Below are 14,650 nucleotides of genomic sequence, written 5' to 3' on the forward strand. Positions count from 1 at the left end.
GATGGCCAGGCCTTATTGCGGCTCGTCGGTGTCCGGCTCTTCCTCGTCGTCGCGAGCCTTGATGACATAGGCGCCCTTCAGCCAGCGGTTGAGGTCGATGTCCTTGCAGCGCGTCGAGCAGAACGGAAAGGTGTCGCGCGCCGATGGCTTGCCGCATTCGGGGCAGGGGCGCTTTGGGCGTAGCGGCGTGATCTTGGAGTCGGAATTCATGGCCGCGCGGACAGCCAGTTCTGATGGATCTTGAAGCCTTCACCCGACAGCAGCGCCACCGTTTCATAGAGCGGCAGCCCAACGATGTTGGTGTAGGAGCCGACGAGCTTGACGACAAAGGCCCCCGCGAGGCCCTGGACGGCATAGCCGCCGGCCTTGCCGCGCCATTCGCCCGAGGCGACATAGGCGTCGATCTCCTCGCGCGGCAGTCGCTTGAAACGCACCCGCGTCTCGACCAGCCGCTGGCGCAGCTTGCCGCCTGGCGTGATCAGGCAGATGCCGGAATAGACGCGGTGCGAACGACCGGACAACAACCCGAGGCAATTGGCGGCATCATCGAGTGTTTCGGCCTTGGGCAGGATGCGCCGCCCAACCGCGACAACCGTGTCGGCGGCCAACACGAAGCCTGGCGCGTAGTCCGTCTCGGTCTTGAGCGATGCGAACGCCTTCTCGGCCTTTTCCTTCGACAGCCGCTTGGCGAGCGAACGCGGATGCTCGGCACGCAGCGGCGTTTCGTCGACATCGGCTGGCAGGATCCGGTCCGGCTCGATGCCGGCCTGCTGCAAAAGTTCGATGCGGCGCGGCGAACCCGAGGCAAGCACCAGCTTCTGCAAAATGCTCATCGCGTTCCGGCCGGGCCTTGATCTTACTTGAAGCGGTAGGTGATGCGGCCCTTGGTCAGGTCGTATGGCGTCATCTCGACCAGAACCTTGTCGCCGGTCAGCACGCGGATGCGGTTCTTACGCATGCGGCCGGCCGTATGGGCGATAATCTCATGTTCGTTTTCGAGCTTCACCCGGAACATCGCGTTGGGCAACAATTCCGTCACGACACCCGGAAACTCGAGGACTTCTTCCTTCGGCATTCGATACCTTTGCTTGGATGGCAGTTCCGGCGCCCAGGCGCGCCCAGGCCGGAATTTCGGCGGAACCTATATGATAATCGAGCGCTTGTGAACACGCTTAATCCGTCGCGTTTTTTGCTTCTGGAGGCAAAAAACGTCGGCTTATGCGCAACTTCAGTCGCTCGCGCACGTCGCGGTAGGCCGCCATGATCTGCTCGCGCGTGCCGCTGGCACCGGTTGGGTCCTGCGTCGGCCAGTATTCGACCTCGACGGCGAGCGAGCGGGTGAGCTCCAGCGCGGCATGGTGCGCCTCCGGCGCCAGCGTGACGATCAGGTCGAAATAGTCGTCCTCGAGATCGCCCAGCGTCCTTGGATGACGCTCGCCCAGCGTGAGACCCTCCTCGGCAAGCACGGCGTCGACGAACGGGTCGCGCTCGCCGGCGCGCACGCCGGCCGAGGCGACGAAAATGGTGGCGGGCAGCATCCGGCGCGCCAGTTGCTCGGCCATCGGCGAGCGCACGGCGTTCATGCCGCACAGGAACAGGATGGAGCGGGGCAGGGCGCCGGGTACCAGGGCTAGCCCCGCCAGTGCAGCACGCAGACCAGCGTGAACAGCCGTCGCGCCGTGTCGAAGTCGATGTCGATCTTGCCGGAGAGCCGGTCCATCAACGTCTGCGAACCTTCATTGTGCAAACCGCGCCGGCCCATGTCGATCGCCTCGATATGGCTCGGCGTCGAGGAGCGGATGGCGTCGTAATAGCTTTCGCAGATCATGTAGTAGTCCTTGACGATGCGCCGGAGCGGCGTCAGCGACAGGATGTGGGTGACCACCGCGGTGCCGTCCTCGCGCGCCACGGCGAAGACCAGACGCTGCTCGGCCAACGACAGTTTCAGCCGGTAGGGACCGGCGCCGCTGTCGTTGACGGGCTGAAAACTGTTCTCCTCGATCAGGTCGAAAATCGCCACCGCCCGTTCGTGCTCGACATCGGGCGTCGAACGGCCGATCGATTCATCGAGTTCGACATCGATCAGCTTTGCGCGGGTTTGATCGGGGCCCGTCATCTCAGCCTACATGTTCAACCGTATGGCGACGGAGCGGCCATGCGCCTCGAGCCCTTCCGCCTTGGCGAGCGCGATCGCCGCCGGCGCCAGCACACGCAACTGCTCCGGCCCGAGTTTCAGGACCGAGGTGCGCTTGACGAAGTCGAGCACCGACAGGCCCGACGAGAAGCGCGCCGAGCGGGCCGTCGGCAGCACGTGATTGGAGCCGCCGACATAGTCGCCGATGGCTTCCGGCGTGTGGCGGCCGAGAAAGACGGCACCGGCATTGCGCATCCGCGACAGGAAACCTTCGGCATCGTCGATGGCCAGCTCGACATGTTCGGCCGCGATACGGTCGACCAGCGGCAGCGCGGCCTCGATGGTCTTGACCTCGATCACCGCGCCGAAATCGCGCCAGCTCGCCGCGGCGGTCTCGCCGCGCGGCAAGCTCTGCAACTGGCGTTGGACCGCTTGTTCGACTGCCTTGCCGAAGGCCGGATCGTCGGTGATCAGGATCGATTGCGCCGATACATCGTGTTCGGCCTGGGCGAGCAGGTCGGCGGCGATCCAGTCAGGATTGTTGTTGCCGTCGGCCACCACGAGCACTTCCGAGGGGCCGGCGATCATGTCGATGCCGACCGTGCCGAACACCTGCCGCTTGGCCGCCGCGACATAGGCATTGCCGGGGCCGACGACCTTGGCCACCGGCTTTATCGTTTCGGTGCCATAGGCAAGGGCGGCGATCGCCTGGGCGCCGCCGACGCGATAGATTTCGCAAACGCCAGCGATATCGGCCGCCACGAGCACCAGCGGCGGTATGGCGCCGCCGGAGGCGGGCACGCAGATCGCGACGCGTTCGACGCCGGCAACCCTGGCCGGTATGGCATTCATCAGCACCGAGCTTGGATAGCTTGCGGTGCCGCCCGGCACGTAGAGCCCGACGGCTTCGATCGCCGTCCAGCGCCAGCCCAGTTCGACTCCGGCGGCATCCGTATAGCGATTGTCCTTCGGAAGCTGCTGCTCATGATAGGCACGGATGCGGTCGCGCGCGAATTCGAGCGCCTTGATCGTCTGTGCATCGGCCCTATCATAGGCGCTGGCGATTTCGTCTTTCGATACGGCGATGCCGACGCTTTTCAGGTCGGCACGGTCGAACCGACTGGAATAGTCGATCAGCGCCGCATCGCCCTCGGCGCGCACCCGAGCGATGATCGCGCGCACCGCGGCCTCGACATCGGCGGATACTTCCCGCTTGGTCGTCAGGAAGGCGGCGAAACGCTGCTCGAAATCAGCATCGGACTGGGCAAGTGTGATGGCCATGGGGCACTCAAGCCTTGTGGACGGGACGCGACGTGGCTTCCCACGCGCCGCCAATATCGGCAAGGCGGGCCTCGATGCATTCGACATCGAGCATGATGGTGCCGCCGCCCGAAAAGATCAGCTCGACGATGCCTGCCGGCTTGCTGATCTCGATGAAGCTGATCGCCAGCAGGGACAGCACCTCGGCCGGCTTGTCGCGGGCAATGCCATTGGTCTTGGCGCCCAGCACCCGATCGAAATGCAGAACGGCCTGCCGCCGCTCATTGTGCTGGCGAAACAGGCTCGACTTCGCCTCCCAGACGAAACGGTTCATGGTCAGCACGAAGCGCTTGGCCGAGGGCAGGTATTCGAGGTCACTGACTTTCAGGACGGCGTCCTGGACATGAGCCGAAACAATGCTCAGATCCTGGTCGTCGAGCGCGATAAGCTTGAGGGCTGCCATGCGGATTTCGCACCTGAAGTTGACGGTTCAGCCCTTCTGTTAGGCGGTCTTGGCGATCGGCGCAACCGCGCCAATATCTTCGGTTTGCGCTGCCCCTCATCGCTCTGCCGGCCACTTCTCCCCGTATCGTGACGGGGAGAAGGATGCCTTCACCGAGGATTTCGCCAATATTCGGCTTTGCAGGACGCTTGGAATCGCGCCGATTGGCCTAAGCTGAAATCCGCTCGATCACCGCGCCGCAATTGGAGAGTTTCTCCTCCAGCCGCTCGAAGCCGCGGTCGAGATGATAGACGCGGTTGACGGTGGTCTCGCCTTCGGCGGCAAGGCCGGCGATGACCAGCGAGACGGACGCGCGAAGATCGGTGGCCATGACCGGCGCGCCTTTCAGCTTCGCCACGCCGTCGACGATCGCCGTCTGGCCCGAAAGCGTGATGTGGGCGCCGAGCCGGGCCAGTTCCTGCACATGCATGAAACGGTTTTCGAAGATCGTCTCCGTGATGCGCGACTTGCCCTTGGCCATGGTCATCAGGCCCATGAACTGCGCCTGCAGGTCGGTCGGGAAGGCCGGGAAGGGCGCGGTCGTCACGTCGACCGGCGAAATGCCGGCGCCGTTGCGCTTCACGCGGATGCCGGAATTGGTCTGTGTGATCTCGGCTCCCGTCTGCGAAATCACGTCCAGCGCGGTCTGCAGCAGCTCGGGACGCGCGCCTTCGAGCACGACATCGCCACCGGTCATGGCGACAGCCATGGCATAGGTGCCGGTCTCGATGCGGTCCGGAATGACGCGCACGCGCGCGCCCGACAGCGCGTCGACGCCGTCGATCGTGATGGTCGGCGTGCCGGCGCCGGAAATTTTCGCGCCCATGGCGTTGAGGCATTCGGCGAGGTTGACGATTTCGGGCTCGCAGGCGGCGTTTTCCAGCACGGTTTCGCCCTTGGCCAGTGATGCCGCCATCATCAGCACATGGGTAGCGCCGACCGAGATTTTCGGGAAGACATAGCGGTTGCCGACCAGGCGGCCATTCTTGGTCTTGGCTATGACATAGCCGGTGTCGACGTCGAGATCGGCGCCGAGCGCCTGCAGACCTTCGAGGAACAGGTCGACCGGGCGCGTGCCGATGGCGCAGCCGCCGGGCAGCGACACCTTGGCTTCGCCCATGCGGGCCAGCAGCGGGCCGATCACCCAGAAAGACGCACGCATCTTCGACACCAGCTCGTAAGGTGCCGTCGTGTCGACAATGTTGCGGGCGGAGAAATTGATGGTGCGCGAATAGCCCTCGTTCTGTTTCTCGCGGCGGCCATTGACCGAATAGTCGACGCCGTGATTGCCGAGAATGCGGATCAGCTGCTCGACATCGGCCAGATGCGGCACGTTTTCCAGCGTCAGCGTGTCGTCGGTCAGAAGCGAGGCGATCATCAGCGGCAAAGCGGCATTTTTCGCACCCGAGATCGGAATGCTTCCGACGAGCTTGTTGCCGCCGACAATTCTGATGCGATCCATGGAAGAACGTCCCTCTCGGCTCAAAAAGGCCGGTTCAATCGTTTGAGTATCGGCCCGTCTAGACCATTGGCCAATCTGGTTCAAGAAATAGGATTTCGCCCGCTCCGGTCCAAGAGTGGCCGATTTGAGTTAATCTTTTTGTATTTCCCTGGCCGTGCCGAGCCCGTCCGGCCTCTGGTCGGCTTCACCTGTACGGCGCGAGCGCGATTGCGCCTTGCGTTTCTGCAGATTGGCGCGCAACTGCTCGGCGAGCCGGCCCTTGCGGTCCGTGCTGCCCTTTTTCGGTGATATCGTCTTGTCGCTCATCGTCCCGTCCCGGCCGGCGGCCGGCCAACCCTGTTGTTCAGGGATAGCCAACATTGTGGCGCCGCCATGTCATTAAAAGCTATCCGGCAAAGGCTTTCACAGAAGCGTTGTTCTTGGCCTTGCGCTTGCCGGTTCGATATGGCAGAAGCCCCGCCATCGGCGGCTGCGGTAGCTCAGTGGTAGAGCACTCCCTTGGTAAGGGAGAGGTCGAGAGTTCAATCCTCTCTCGCAGCACCATCTTATCCCATTGAAATCGCTGGAACCCTTGACATGCAAGGCTTCTTGTCCATTCTGATGTTACAAAACATGTAACAAAATGGCGGGAAAACATGCGGAGGCCAGTCCGAAATCTCCTTGATCGAGACGGTCGCTATTTCGCAAGACTAGTCATTCCGAAAGACCTGAGGGCCTTTATGGATGGCAAGAGCGAACTTCGAACGCCGCTCGGAGGCGATTATAGAACTGCACTTAAGGCTCTTCCAGGCGCCGTTGCTGCCCTACAGCACAGAATCGCCCTGGCGGAACGCCGTGCAGCGGAAGCGGGCAATCGACCCGTCGTGATCGGCCGCTACCCGTTGTCGTTCGACCAGATCGCCCTCCGCAATTACAATGATCGGCTTGCTCAAGATGAGCGGCTCAGAAATGCCGGTCCGCAGTGGGCCTCCGTCTCTATTGACGATGGCAACGTAGCCCAGTTGCGACGGGGCATGGCCGGTCAATTGAACGATCGGGATCTTGCCGAATTGGTCGAAAATCGGATTGACCGTTTCAGGGTGATCGGAAACACGACTGCCGAGTTTGGAACCGAAGAGTGGCGCACACTGGCGCGTGCGATCTGCATTTCCGAATACGAGGCCCTATCCCGTGTCGCCGAAAGGGATGAGGGCGATTTCACAGGCAAGCCGACCCACCCCCTCATCGCCGAGACGAAGCCGATTGAGGATGAACTGCCACCCGTTCCGCTGAAGGGATTGCTGGTGGATTATATCAAGTCACGCAAGGCAGTTGGAAAGGGCAGGGAGGCCGAAAGGCGCTGGACGCCGGTGTTTGCCAACCTGGCGAAATTCGTCGGCCACAATGATGCAAGACGCCTGACAAAACAGAATGTCATGGAGTGGCGCGACGAGCGACTAAAGACATTGTCGGCCAAGACGGTGGCCGACGTCGACCTTGCATCTCTGCGCGCTGTCCTGTCGTGGGCTGTAGACAACGACCGCCTGCAATCGAATGTCGCCGAGCGGGTTCGGCAAGGCGTGCCGAGGAAGTCACTCAGCCGTGAGAAGGGGTTCACGTTGCCTGAAGCGATTGCGATTCTCTGCACAGCCCGCGACTATGTTCCCACCAAAACGGACAATCCTCGAACAACTGAAGCGCCACAAACATCAGCAGCGAAGAGATGGTCTCCGCTCCTCTGTGCCTTCACCGGCGCGCGCATTGCCGAAATCACTCAGCTGCGAAAGCAAGACTTCCGCAAAGAAGGTGAGACCTATATCATGCGCATCACCCCAGATGCTGGCACCGTAAAGGCAGGTGGTTACCGGGACGTGCCGCTGCACCTGCAGATAGTCGAAATGGGCTTCGTGAATTTCGTCGATGCCGCGCCCGACGGCCCCCTGTTTCATACAAACAGCAAGGATGGGATTACCGCGGCACGCACCGTCGCCGGTCGCGTGAGCCAGTGGCTTCAGCGCCTGGACTTAATACCCGAAGGTGTTCCACCCAACCATGCATGGCGGCATCGATTCAAAACAGTTGGGACAGAGCTGGGGATTTCCAGGCGAATTCTGGATGCGATCCAAGGGCATGCAGGTAAAACTGCCGGCGACGACTACGGCGACGTGACAATTGCCGCTAAGAAGGCGGCTCTGGACAAGTTCCCCAGTTACAACTTATCCCCTTAGACCCTCGCAGCTCCATGTTTGTGCCGTTAACGCGACCTGAACCAGGGTAGCCTTCTACAAAGTGTCTGCACGCCGTCGGCAGCGCGGCCAATAGCAGAGATGTTGCGGGGGCACATTGACCGCAGGTCGATTTGGGCCAATTTCTTACCATCGGGTAGGGGCAGAACAGCTGACCGGCTCGCGGCCTTACTCTCTTGCCCGGTCCAACGCGTCATCACGAGCCTGCTGCTCACGTCCCCATCTCTCGTTCTCGTCGGCTTCCTCTCTGTCTAGGCTATCTCGACGCTGCCTAATGGAATTCATGGTGTCCTTATGGCGACAGCCGGCCCGTTCGAAAGCGGCGTTGGCCTTGGCGATCATGCGGTCGCGTCGCTCCGTTGCGCGCGCGCGGTCCGCTTCGGCTTTGGCGAGATCAAGGGCTTCACGCCTCTGCTTCTTTTCGAGAGCAGCCGCCTCGATCCGTTCCGCTTTCCCATCGGATTTCGTCTTGCCCTTTTTGCTGACGCCCCCGCGTTGCGCACGATCGTCAGGGAGGCGCTGAACCGCCTCGGGCGCTTTCGGAAGTTTAGCGTTGTCTGTGAATTGTCCATGCGAGCCGACTGGCCGTCGCAGAACCACGCCTGGCGTGGCTGTCGTTGCCTCCACCAACTTCGGGTCTTCCGTCTGTTTCGCGAAGCCGCGTTTAAAGATGTCGGGATCAGTCCCCCAAGCCTCTGCTGCTGCCTTCATCGACGGCGCGGCCACGGCAAGGTCAAAGAAGCCGATAGAGGTTTGATAGACTTTGAGTTTCTTCGCCATCCGATAGAGACCCTCGCAAAACGCCACCGCTTGGATTGTGCTGTCGATGGACGTAGCTCGTGCGGGCCGCGAGTCAAGCAGCCCCGCCCGTGCGGAGCAAATGCGAAAATGGCCCCAGCTGTCGTCACAGGCACATCGCCACCAAGAATTAGCGTGGCGAAAGGGAATGCAACTCATTTGTCCGCAGTATTAGTTAATATATCCATCGATATACTGCTATATGTCTGTAGCAAGCAAGACGATTGCGAAAATAAGAGAATGAAACAATGGTTAGACGCGAGACAAATAGGCCGTATTCTGAAACCAGGCTGGCAAAATTCGTCGAGAGACGCATTCTAGAGCTGAAGGCGCGTAAGACGCAGTCGCTGATCTCAGGCGAGGCGGGCTTCGCACAGCACAACATGCTGACGAACATCAAGGTAGGCTCTAGCAAGTTGCCGCTCGACCGCGTCCCGGCTCTGGCCAAGCGCTCGAATGCGATCCAGCCTTGCTCTTCATGATGGCCGTTGAACAGCTTGGCGGCGATACAACCGAACTCGCCATCCGCAAGATCTTCGGGACCCTCGTGACTGAAAACGAGACCGCCTGGTTGGAGGAAATCCGAAAGGCCTCCGACTATTCGGATCCGAGCCTCACATCCAGATCCAGGGCCGCTCTCCGTGGGATCTTCGGCAAATGAGCGGCGCCGCCGACGAAGTCTCCGTCGTCGTCTGTCAGAGGCGCACTTCGGAAAGAGCCATCACGTCAAATGAACTCGGGTGGATCGAATTCATCAGGCTTGCAAGTGGGGACACAGACCCGTCTCCAACGCTCGACCGTATCCAAAAGCTGCGACTGATCTTCAGTGACCGTCGAGGTGGTCAGTGAGCAAGAAGCCCCACTTCAATCCTCGTTGGAATGGTGCATCAATTCCAGCGAGGCACTGGCATTTTCATCGTCAGCTCCTGATCCGTTACGGAATCGTCCTGGGGCCAGGCGAATTCTCAGATATCGTTCACGACATCAAACATGGCTACGCCAAGCTGATTGAGAGACGGTCGAAAAGGACAGCGATCTATTCAGTCAGAATCGCTCGCCTAGGTGAACGGGTTTACGTGCTGTCAGACGGCAAGCACATCATTACCGCATGGCCGCCGGAGAAGCGTCTCAACGACAAACGCAGGGCAATGCGTTGGATGGGCGACTAAGGAAGGTATTCGCAGGAGGTGGGCTTTGGGCAAAGCGCTCCAGCGCTTTCCCCGCGCCAAGCGATCACTCCAAACAGGATCTCGTTCAGCATCACCTGTTTGCCGAAATGTCGAACCAAACATCGACAGTGCTCCCGCAATTGCAGTTGGGCGAGCATAGTCTGCGCGCGCGCCTCGGCAAACGTGCTTTCAGAACGTAGCCGCTATCGTCTTTGACTGTTCACAGAATTCAAAAACAACGGCATGTCGTAAAGGAGGCGGTTAAATGATGCTTGCGATGGTTACGGCAGTCGGCGTTCTCGTTGTTGGAGCTTCCTATATCTCGAAATGGAGCTTCCAAAAGCAGATGCGAGAGGTCCGTGCGCAGGAAACAGCGCTGAAGGGACGAGATGGCTCAGCTTGTTGTCGGCAACAGCCATGGGATGGGTGAGGGTCGGTCCAGATAACGACGAGGGTCACTCTATCAAGCGGTGCGCGTGAGCCATATTGCTCCCGATACCACCTCAAGCCGACCTAAAGACCACCTGCAGTTTTCCGGACGTCTTGCGCCCCAGGAACCAATCGACTTTGATCGCAAGCTTCATCCAGCGGATCGAAGTCCTAGGTGAGCCTCGGTCCTTCTATCCGGATACCTTTTGGCGCCACCAGATCAAAAATTCGGGAACCACCTCCCCTCGTGGGATGTTCGCCTTATGGCTACCGCGCATCGCCAAGCCGGATTCGATGAAAGGCGCCTTCTACGAGGCTGTTGTTCGCCGAGCCCGGCGAGACACTGAGGAAGCGGCGACCAAACCCCCTACTTCAATGAACTCCAACCATGGTCTGCCAAATCTATTACTACAGGGCGCACGGCCCGCTGCGTTCGGCTACAGCCACCAACGTCGCCAAGGTGCGAGCTGTATAAGCGAATGGCTGAATGGTTTCGAGTGCATGGATCAGAACCGGTTCGCCATGCAACTCATCAAGGAGCACCTGGACGCAGCTCTGGGCGATATCTTTTGCCGATGACGTGGATTGGGCCAGAGAGCAGAGCCGAGGAGCAGGCTGCGAGAGAACGCCAGGAACGTCTCTATCGCGCCAATCCAGCGTATGGGCTATTCTGAGAGGGCTTTGAGGGGATTCCATGGCAAGTGATCAAGATCCGGTCGAGTTGGCGGCCGAGAAGGCAGAGCTTGAAAGGTCAAGAATCCTGAAATTGGAGATGGGCAAGTTTAGAGCGGCCTCATGGGACAGGGCTGCGACTGGCTTTGTCACAGGCGGCTTTCTCAGCCCGCTCGTTAGTTACGTCGTTGGCACCAAAACGTGGGCGCTGAACGACTATGTGGAGATGGGGTTCGCGATCGGTATTTGCCTAATCTGGGCAATGTTCCTACATTACAACGGACGGGAGATTCTCGAGGAGGCGTTCAAATGATGATGATCCTGCTTCTCGGCGCGGCCGGTGCGATCGTCGTCGCGGCCTCTTTCATTTCCAAAAACTCGTTCAAAAAGAGCATGGTCGAACTGCGCGCGAAGGAGGAAGCCTATCGAGAGAAGGTATCTAAGTTTCGAGCCCAAGAAGCCGAGGCAGTAAAAGAGGATGACAGCCGTCCTAACGCGACGGATGACGCCATGGCAGTCCGGCTGCTCAAGCGGATGAGAGGCATAACTGAAGGGTATCCCAGTGGCAGTTTTCATTTGCCCAGTTTGATCGCTCCCGCCGACGATGTCTGGCTCGTGGCGCGCGCAGCTAGGGGTTCTGAGCAATTTGCCTGGCGTGAGGACGCGATCGCCGCTGCGATCGCAGCGGCGGAGCGCGAAGTCGTCCGGGCTGCCCCGCGCGGTATGACTCAGCCGAAGGACCCTCGGCACAAACCCTCCAAGCCGGCCACGAAGTAGCCTCGACAATCCGACCGACACCCGTCGCTCAACGCGCTATAACTTTGACCCGTGCCGTTGGCCAAGGCAGATCTGTGAGATCAGCCTTGGCCCCTGGGACTGGGGATATCGCACCGAGACGCTCCATCAACGGCAATCGCAGGGAGAGTGGTTTCGCTGGAGTTCTCGGCTTCATCGATCTGGAGGGATGGGATCACAGGCGATGACCGACAGCCGGCCGAAAGAGGCAGAGCGCCCCGCGCACCGCTTGTCACATTGGAGAAGGTGACGCCATGATCCGCATCGACAAGGTGATCGACACCGAGACCAACTCCACCGGCGGCGGCAACATCGACCTGGCCACGCCGGCGAATGTTAAGCCCGCCCTCGACAAGATCGAAGCAGTGGTGGCGCAGAAATTCACCGCCTGGGCTCGGCGAGACGCCGAGAAGACGGCTACCAAGACCCGCTATTTCAAGGATCTCAGCTAAACGCCTTGATGGCGAGCGCGATTAGTCCCGCTAACCACATTCCAAGGAGGATCAGCGCGATTGCGTCAAAAACCCTCATTTGTGACGCTAACCGCGCTGTCGATCTCTCATCGAATCCGCCCCAACAGACCAGGGCCAGCCATTGCGCCGGCCCTACCTTTGCGTAAGACACCCCACGGTTTACCAAGGGAGGCAACCATGGGCGCCAGCCGCCAAGAGATACTGCACACGCTGGCGACCTTGCTCGCCGATCGATTCTCAAAAGGTGACGACCACATCGTCGCCGAAAACAGGCTCGGCGTCTATTTCCGCGTCGATGACATGGTCTATCACATCGATGCCAACTCGATCGAAGCCGTCGACAACGCAGCGAATGGCATGCACGCTGCAAAGGGGTTCATGTCGACCTTGCCCGCCGTTAAGCCTCGGCCCAAGGTAAAGCCGGCCGCCAAACCAGGCTCTCGCGTCGGCGTGGTGCAGTCACTTGGCGCCACGCCGCGCAAGCGCACACCACCGCGGGGCTAGCCGTGACACCAGGATCGGTAAAGAAGGCAGTCCTTGCTCTGCTCCAGAATCACGTCCCGACCCACGTTGTCAAAGAGGTGCCGGGCGGGCTGGCTGTCTACGATCAAGCATATCCTGACAACGCTCCCTATGCCGTGCTGATCTCCTTCAACTCCGGCCACACCGTCGTGGAGAGTGATAGGCGAAGAGCCATGCGCGCCAGGCGCAAAGCCTACACCAAGAAGAAGTAGACGGCCGTCAACATCGGCCAACCAACGCCCAGGCCACGGTCCATCCAAACCCAGGCCATCTTTACAGATGTAAAGCCCATTTTGTCACACGAGCTTTGTCATAAAGCTCATGTGTTTCCCCTAAGTTGACCTAGCTTTACATTTCCAGACGAGCATCGAAAAACAACCCGAGCGTCAACATCGAAACACACCCGCTTTCAAGCTCACCAGCGAGCGTCGACACACTCCAACGTCGAGAGACAGCCAAGAGAAGGAATATGTTTGAACGAAGTCCTGTGTAAAATGCAGCCCGGTGATTGCTATGCGTAATGGGAACCCAAGCATACCAAGCCCGGAAACATATCCATGCTGCAAATGCGGTCCCCGATGATAACTGCCGGGGTGGCCTGCGCCTATGAAGCTGGAATGCGTCACGCCCTTTCGCTAGGGCTAGACATGCCCAAAAGCGTCGCACGTGATCCTCTCTGTCGACAGGCTGACCTAGGTGCCAGATGCCGTGGTGGTCGACCACGTTTGCCTGCTCGCGATGCTTCCGGAGCGCGGGGACCGCCCATCCACGCTCCTGCCGTCCGTCCGGCTATGACGAACGACAGGGTGTCGAGTCACGGCAAGTAAATGCATTCGAAGTGCATATCGTTATGGACATCGCGCTGGCCACATCATCTAGGCTTGCATCGGGAAACTGACTCTAAGACGTCAGTCGTCCTAATAACGGTAATTTTCGATCCGGACCGACACCCCGATCCGGTTCCGCTATAATTGCCGCAGACAACAAAAATGACCGGCCGAGACGTCGCTCGCGCCGACCGGTCTCAAGTGGTGATAGGATGAATTATAGCAGTTTAGCGCCCGCTTGTCAGGCGAACCACCAGACGTTTTCGCTAAACGATCTCGACTTCGAAAACCTCAGTGACGACGATTTGGAAGAGCTCGAGCTTCTTGAACGGGAAGAGGCCGAAACCCTGAAAGCACGCACCTGCGTTGACAACAAAGTAAAATCGACAAGGGTCAAATCGGTCTTTCGTGACGCGCTTTTTCGCCCGTTTTTCCAAGCAGTTGCGGTCTCCGATAATGTGCGTGTGAGTGGGGGGACTTCAGTTACATCGGTGACACCCTCCCATCCCCTCTATCCAGTTATCCGCTTTGACGTTGATCCTGCCAACCACTCACCTGCGTTCTACAAGCCTGAAAGCCTGAGCGACGCTGAGGAGGTCCGCCACGCCCGCTTCTGGCGCGACTATGAAGTCGTCCATCCTCGCCTTCGGCAGCACACCGTTCCGGCCCCGTGGCGCGATCTGTCTGATCCGGGACGGCTTGAGTGGTTTCATCATGCCCTTCGACATTCTGGCCCCAGTCAAGCCTTCACGCTTCATCTGTCCGCTGACGTGGAGATCAAGGCGCGAAGCAAGACGTCTGCTGTGGATTGGTTATCCGAACGCATCTCTCGTCGACTTAAGGGTGCACTTGGTCGAGAGGTCGATTACTGGTTCGCTGTTGAGATCTCGGATCGGCATAAACTGCATCTGCATGGTGAGCTTCAGATCGCGTCCGGTGAGGCAGAGGCGGCACGAAAGGCGTTGCGTCTTGCGGGAGGCGAGTGGAAGAAGGTTCGTCAGCGGCAGGCGCATCTGAAAGACAAGCCGAGCGTCGTGTGGAGCAACTACAGCTCCAAAGACTGGATCTCCATCCGTCGGCTCAAGCGTGGGTGGTTCGCGAGAATGTCACGGCCGATCAATGGCGCGTGGTATTTTGCTAGCAAGCCAATTCGCCGGCTCGGGAGCGAGCTCTATTTTATCCGGCGGATGGAGGTCATTAAGTTGCTGAAAACGCTTCCGGCGAGGCGATAGTCCGTGAACAAGAGCGAGAGATGCGGGTGTAGGGAGCCAGTGGGCCGGTCACGGTGTCCGCGTCGAGCTCATGGCCTTGCGACAGTCTGGAGGCTACCGGCTGAAGTCGTCATGGCAATTTCCTGGGCAACTAGATCTAGTCAATGGTAT

General features: G+C 59.7%; 18 protein-coding genes and 1 tRNA gene. 9 read left to right on the plus strand and 10 right to left on the minus strand.

Annotated features, from left to right (window positions below; all coding sequences use genetic code 11):
* Positions 1 to 12 precede the first annotated feature (12 nt).
* The 9 genes from yacG to AC1VON_RS09875 form a co-directional block, all read right to left on the minus strand.
* Entirely contained in the window at positions 13 to 210 is a 198-nt protein-coding gene (gene yacG / locus AC1VON_RS09835) for a DNA gyrase inhibitor YacG (RefSeq protein ID WP_172352267.1), read from the minus strand.
* Positions 207 to 833 carry a Maf-like protein gene (locus AC1VON_RS09840; protein WP_483121801.1) on the minus strand — a complete coding sequence of 209 codons (627 nt, stop codon included), beginning with the start codon at positions 831 to 833 and terminating at the stop codon, positions 207 to 209. The genes yacG and AC1VON_RS09840 overlap by 4 nt, the downstream gene beginning before the upstream one ends.
* A 23-nt stretch (positions 834 to 856) precedes the next feature.
* Positions 857 to 1,075 (minus strand): translation initiation factor IF-1, encoded by a 219-nt coding sequence (gene infA, locus AC1VON_RS09845; protein WP_006200926.1) that lies wholly within the window; start codon positions 1,073 to 1,075, stop codon positions 857 to 859.
* A 97-nt stretch (positions 1,076 to 1,172) separates the two neighbouring features.
* Entirely contained in the window at positions 1,173 to 1,643 is a 471-nt protein-coding gene (locus tag AC1VON_RS09850) for an arsenate-mycothiol transferase ArsC (RefSeq protein WP_172353107.1), read from the minus strand.
* Positions 1,631 to 2,116, minus strand: coding sequence for a UPF0262 family protein (locus AC1VON_RS09855; RefSeq protein WP_056565905.1), 486 nt, complete (start codon positions 2,114 to 2,116; stop codon positions 1,631 to 1,633). The genes AC1VON_RS09850 and AC1VON_RS09855 overlap by 13 nt, the downstream gene beginning before the upstream one ends.
* Before the next feature lie 6 nt (positions 2,117 to 2,122).
* Positions 2,123 to 3,415: a histidinol dehydrogenase gene (hisD, locus tag AC1VON_RS09860; RefSeq protein ID WP_483121805.1), complete on the minus strand. Its 1,293-nt coding sequence runs from the start codon at positions 3,413 to 3,415 to the stop codon at positions 2,123 to 2,125.
* Between the two features lie 7 nt (positions 3,416 to 3,422).
* Complete coding sequence (locus tag AC1VON_RS09865; protein ID WP_172352264.1) at positions 3,423 to 3,857, minus strand: DUF2948 family protein; 435 nt, start codon at positions 3,855 to 3,857, stop codon at positions 3,423 to 3,425.
* Between the two features lie 208 nt (positions 3,858 to 4,065).
* Positions 4,066 to 5,358 (minus strand): UDP-N-acetylglucosamine 1-carboxyvinyltransferase, encoded by a 1,293-nt coding sequence (gene murA, locus AC1VON_RS09870; RefSeq protein WP_483121808.1) that lies wholly within the window; start codon positions 5,356 to 5,358, stop codon positions 4,066 to 4,068.
* Positions 5,359 to 5,487: 129 nt separating this feature from the next.
* Positions 5,488 to 5,664: a hypothetical protein gene (locus AC1VON_RS09875; protein WP_172352262.1), complete on the minus strand. Its 177-nt coding sequence runs from the start codon at positions 5,662 to 5,664 to the stop codon at positions 5,488 to 5,490.
* Between the two features lie 162 nt (positions 5,665 to 5,826).
* On the opposite strand from AC1VON_RS09875, the gene AC1VON_RS09880 reads away from it, so the two are divergent.
* Both AC1VON_RS09880 and AC1VON_RS09885 read left to right on the plus strand, forming a co-directional pair.
* Positions 5,827 to 5,901, plus strand: a tRNA-Thr gene (locus tag AC1VON_RS09880).
* A 176-nt stretch (positions 5,902 to 6,077) separates the two neighbouring features.
* Positions 6,078 to 7,565: a site-specific integrase gene (locus AC1VON_RS09885; RefSeq protein ID WP_483121810.1), complete on the plus strand. Its 1,488-nt coding sequence runs from the start codon at positions 6,078 to 6,080 to the stop codon at positions 7,563 to 7,565.
* 186 nt (positions 7,566 to 7,751) lie between these two features.
* On the opposite strand, the gene AC1VON_RS09890 is transcribed toward AC1VON_RS09885, so the two are convergent.
* Positions 7,752 to 8,363, minus strand: a complete 612-nt coding sequence (locus AC1VON_RS09890) for a cell envelope biogenesis protein TolA (protein ID WP_483121812.1) — start codon at positions 8,361 to 8,363, stop codon at positions 7,752 to 7,754.
* 863 nt (positions 8,364 to 9,226) lie between these two features.
* Between AC1VON_RS09890 and AC1VON_RS09895 the strand changes: the two genes are divergently transcribed.
* The 7 genes from AC1VON_RS09895 to AC1VON_RS09925 all read left to right on the plus strand — a co-directional run bounded on the left by AC1VON_RS09895 (position 9,227) and on the right by AC1VON_RS09925 (position 14,500).
* A complete protein-coding gene (locus AC1VON_RS09895) occupies positions 9,227 to 9,550 on the plus strand; it encodes a hypothetical protein (protein WP_483121814.1) in 324 nt (107 codons plus the stop codon).
* Positions 9,551 to 10,117: 567 nt separating this feature from the next.
* Complete coding sequence (locus tag AC1VON_RS09900) at positions 10,118 to 10,558, plus strand: hypothetical protein (RefSeq protein WP_483121816.1); 441 nt, start codon at positions 10,118 to 10,120, stop codon at positions 10,556 to 10,558.
* Positions 10,559 to 10,673: 115 nt separating this feature from the next.
* Positions 10,674 to 10,964, plus strand: coding sequence for a hypothetical protein (locus AC1VON_RS09905; protein WP_483121817.1), 291 nt, complete (start codon positions 10,674 to 10,676; stop codon positions 10,962 to 10,964).
* The gene (locus AC1VON_RS09910) at positions 10,961 to 11,428 is read left to right on the plus strand and encodes a hypothetical protein (protein ID WP_483121819.1); all 468 of its coding nucleotides are present in this window, start codon (positions 10,961 to 10,963) and stop codon (positions 11,426 to 11,428) included. Before AC1VON_RS09905 ends, AC1VON_RS09910 begins: the two co-directional genes overlap by 4 nt.
* Before the next feature lie 272 nt (positions 11,429 to 11,700).
* Positions 11,701 to 11,898: a hypothetical protein gene (locus AC1VON_RS09915; RefSeq protein WP_483121821.1), complete on the plus strand. Its 198-nt coding sequence runs from the start codon at positions 11,701 to 11,703 to the stop codon at positions 11,896 to 11,898.
* A 198-nt stretch (positions 11,899 to 12,096) separates the two neighbouring features.
* Complete coding sequence (locus AC1VON_RS09920) at positions 12,097 to 12,423, plus strand: hypothetical protein (protein WP_483121823.1); 327 nt, start codon at positions 12,097 to 12,099, stop codon at positions 12,421 to 12,423.
* 1,057 nt (positions 12,424 to 13,480) lie between these two features.
* A complete protein-coding gene (locus AC1VON_RS09925; protein WP_483121825.1) occupies positions 13,481 to 14,500 on the plus strand; it encodes a hypothetical protein in 1,020 nt (339 codons plus the stop codon).
* The last annotated feature ends 150 nt before the right edge of the window (positions 14,501 to 14,650 follow it).

The sequence above is a fragment of the Mesorhizobium sp. HAY1-8B genome (assembly GCF_056868045.1).

Coding starts and splice junctions, on each gene's coding strand:
- yacG (WP_172352267.1), bottom strand. CDS start 210: ATGAATTCCGACTCCAAGATCACGCCGCTACGCCCAAAGCGCCCCTGC.
- AC1VON_RS09840 (WP_483121801.1), bottom strand. CDS start 833: ATGAGCATTTTGCAGAAGCTGGTGCTTGCCTCGGGTTCGCCGCGCCGC.
- infA (WP_006200926.1), bottom strand. CDS start 1,075: ATGCCGAAGGAAGAAGTCCTCGAGTTTCCGGGTGTCGTGACGGAATTG.
- AC1VON_RS09855 (WP_056565905.1), bottom strand. CDS start 2,116: ATGACGGGCCCCGATCAAACCCGCGCAAAGCTGATCGATGTCGAACTC.
- hisD (WP_483121805.1), bottom strand. CDS start 3,415: ATGGCCATCACACTTGCCCAGTCCGATGCTGATTTCGAGCAGCGTTTC.
- AC1VON_RS09865 (WP_172352264.1), bottom strand. CDS start 3,857: ATGGCAGCCCTCAAGCTTATCGCGCTCGACGACCAGGATCTGAGCATT.
- murA (WP_483121808.1), bottom strand. CDS start 5,358: ATGGATCGCATCAGAATTGTCGGCGGCAACAAGCTCGTCGGAAGCATT.
- AC1VON_RS09875 (WP_172352262.1), bottom strand. CDS start 5,664: ATGAGCGACAAGACGATATCACCGAAAAAGGGCAGCACGGACCGCAAG.
- AC1VON_RS09885 (WP_483121810.1), top strand. CDS start 6,078: ATGGATGGCAAGAGCGAACTTCGAACGCCGCTCGGAGGCGATTATAGA.
- AC1VON_RS09890 (WP_483121812.1), bottom strand. CDS start 8,363: ATGGCGAAGAAACTCAAAGTCTATCAAACCTCTATCGGCTTCTTTGAC.
- AC1VON_RS09905 (WP_483121817.1), top strand. CDS start 10,674: ATGGCAAGTGATCAAGATCCGGTCGAGTTGGCGGCCGAGAAGGCAGAG.
- AC1VON_RS09910 (WP_483121819.1), top strand. CDS start 10,961: ATGATGATGATCCTGCTTCTCGGCGCGGCCGGTGCGATCGTCGTCGCG.
- AC1VON_RS09915 (WP_483121821.1), top strand. CDS start 11,701: ATGATCCGCATCGACAAGGTGATCGACACCGAGACCAACTCCACCGGC.
- AC1VON_RS09920 (WP_483121823.1), top strand. CDS start 12,097: ATGGGCGCCAGCCGCCAAGAGATACTGCACACGCTGGCGACCTTGCTC.
- AC1VON_RS09925 (WP_483121825.1), top strand. CDS start 13,481: ATGAATTATAGCAGTTTAGCGCCCGCTTGTCAGGCGAACCACCAGACG.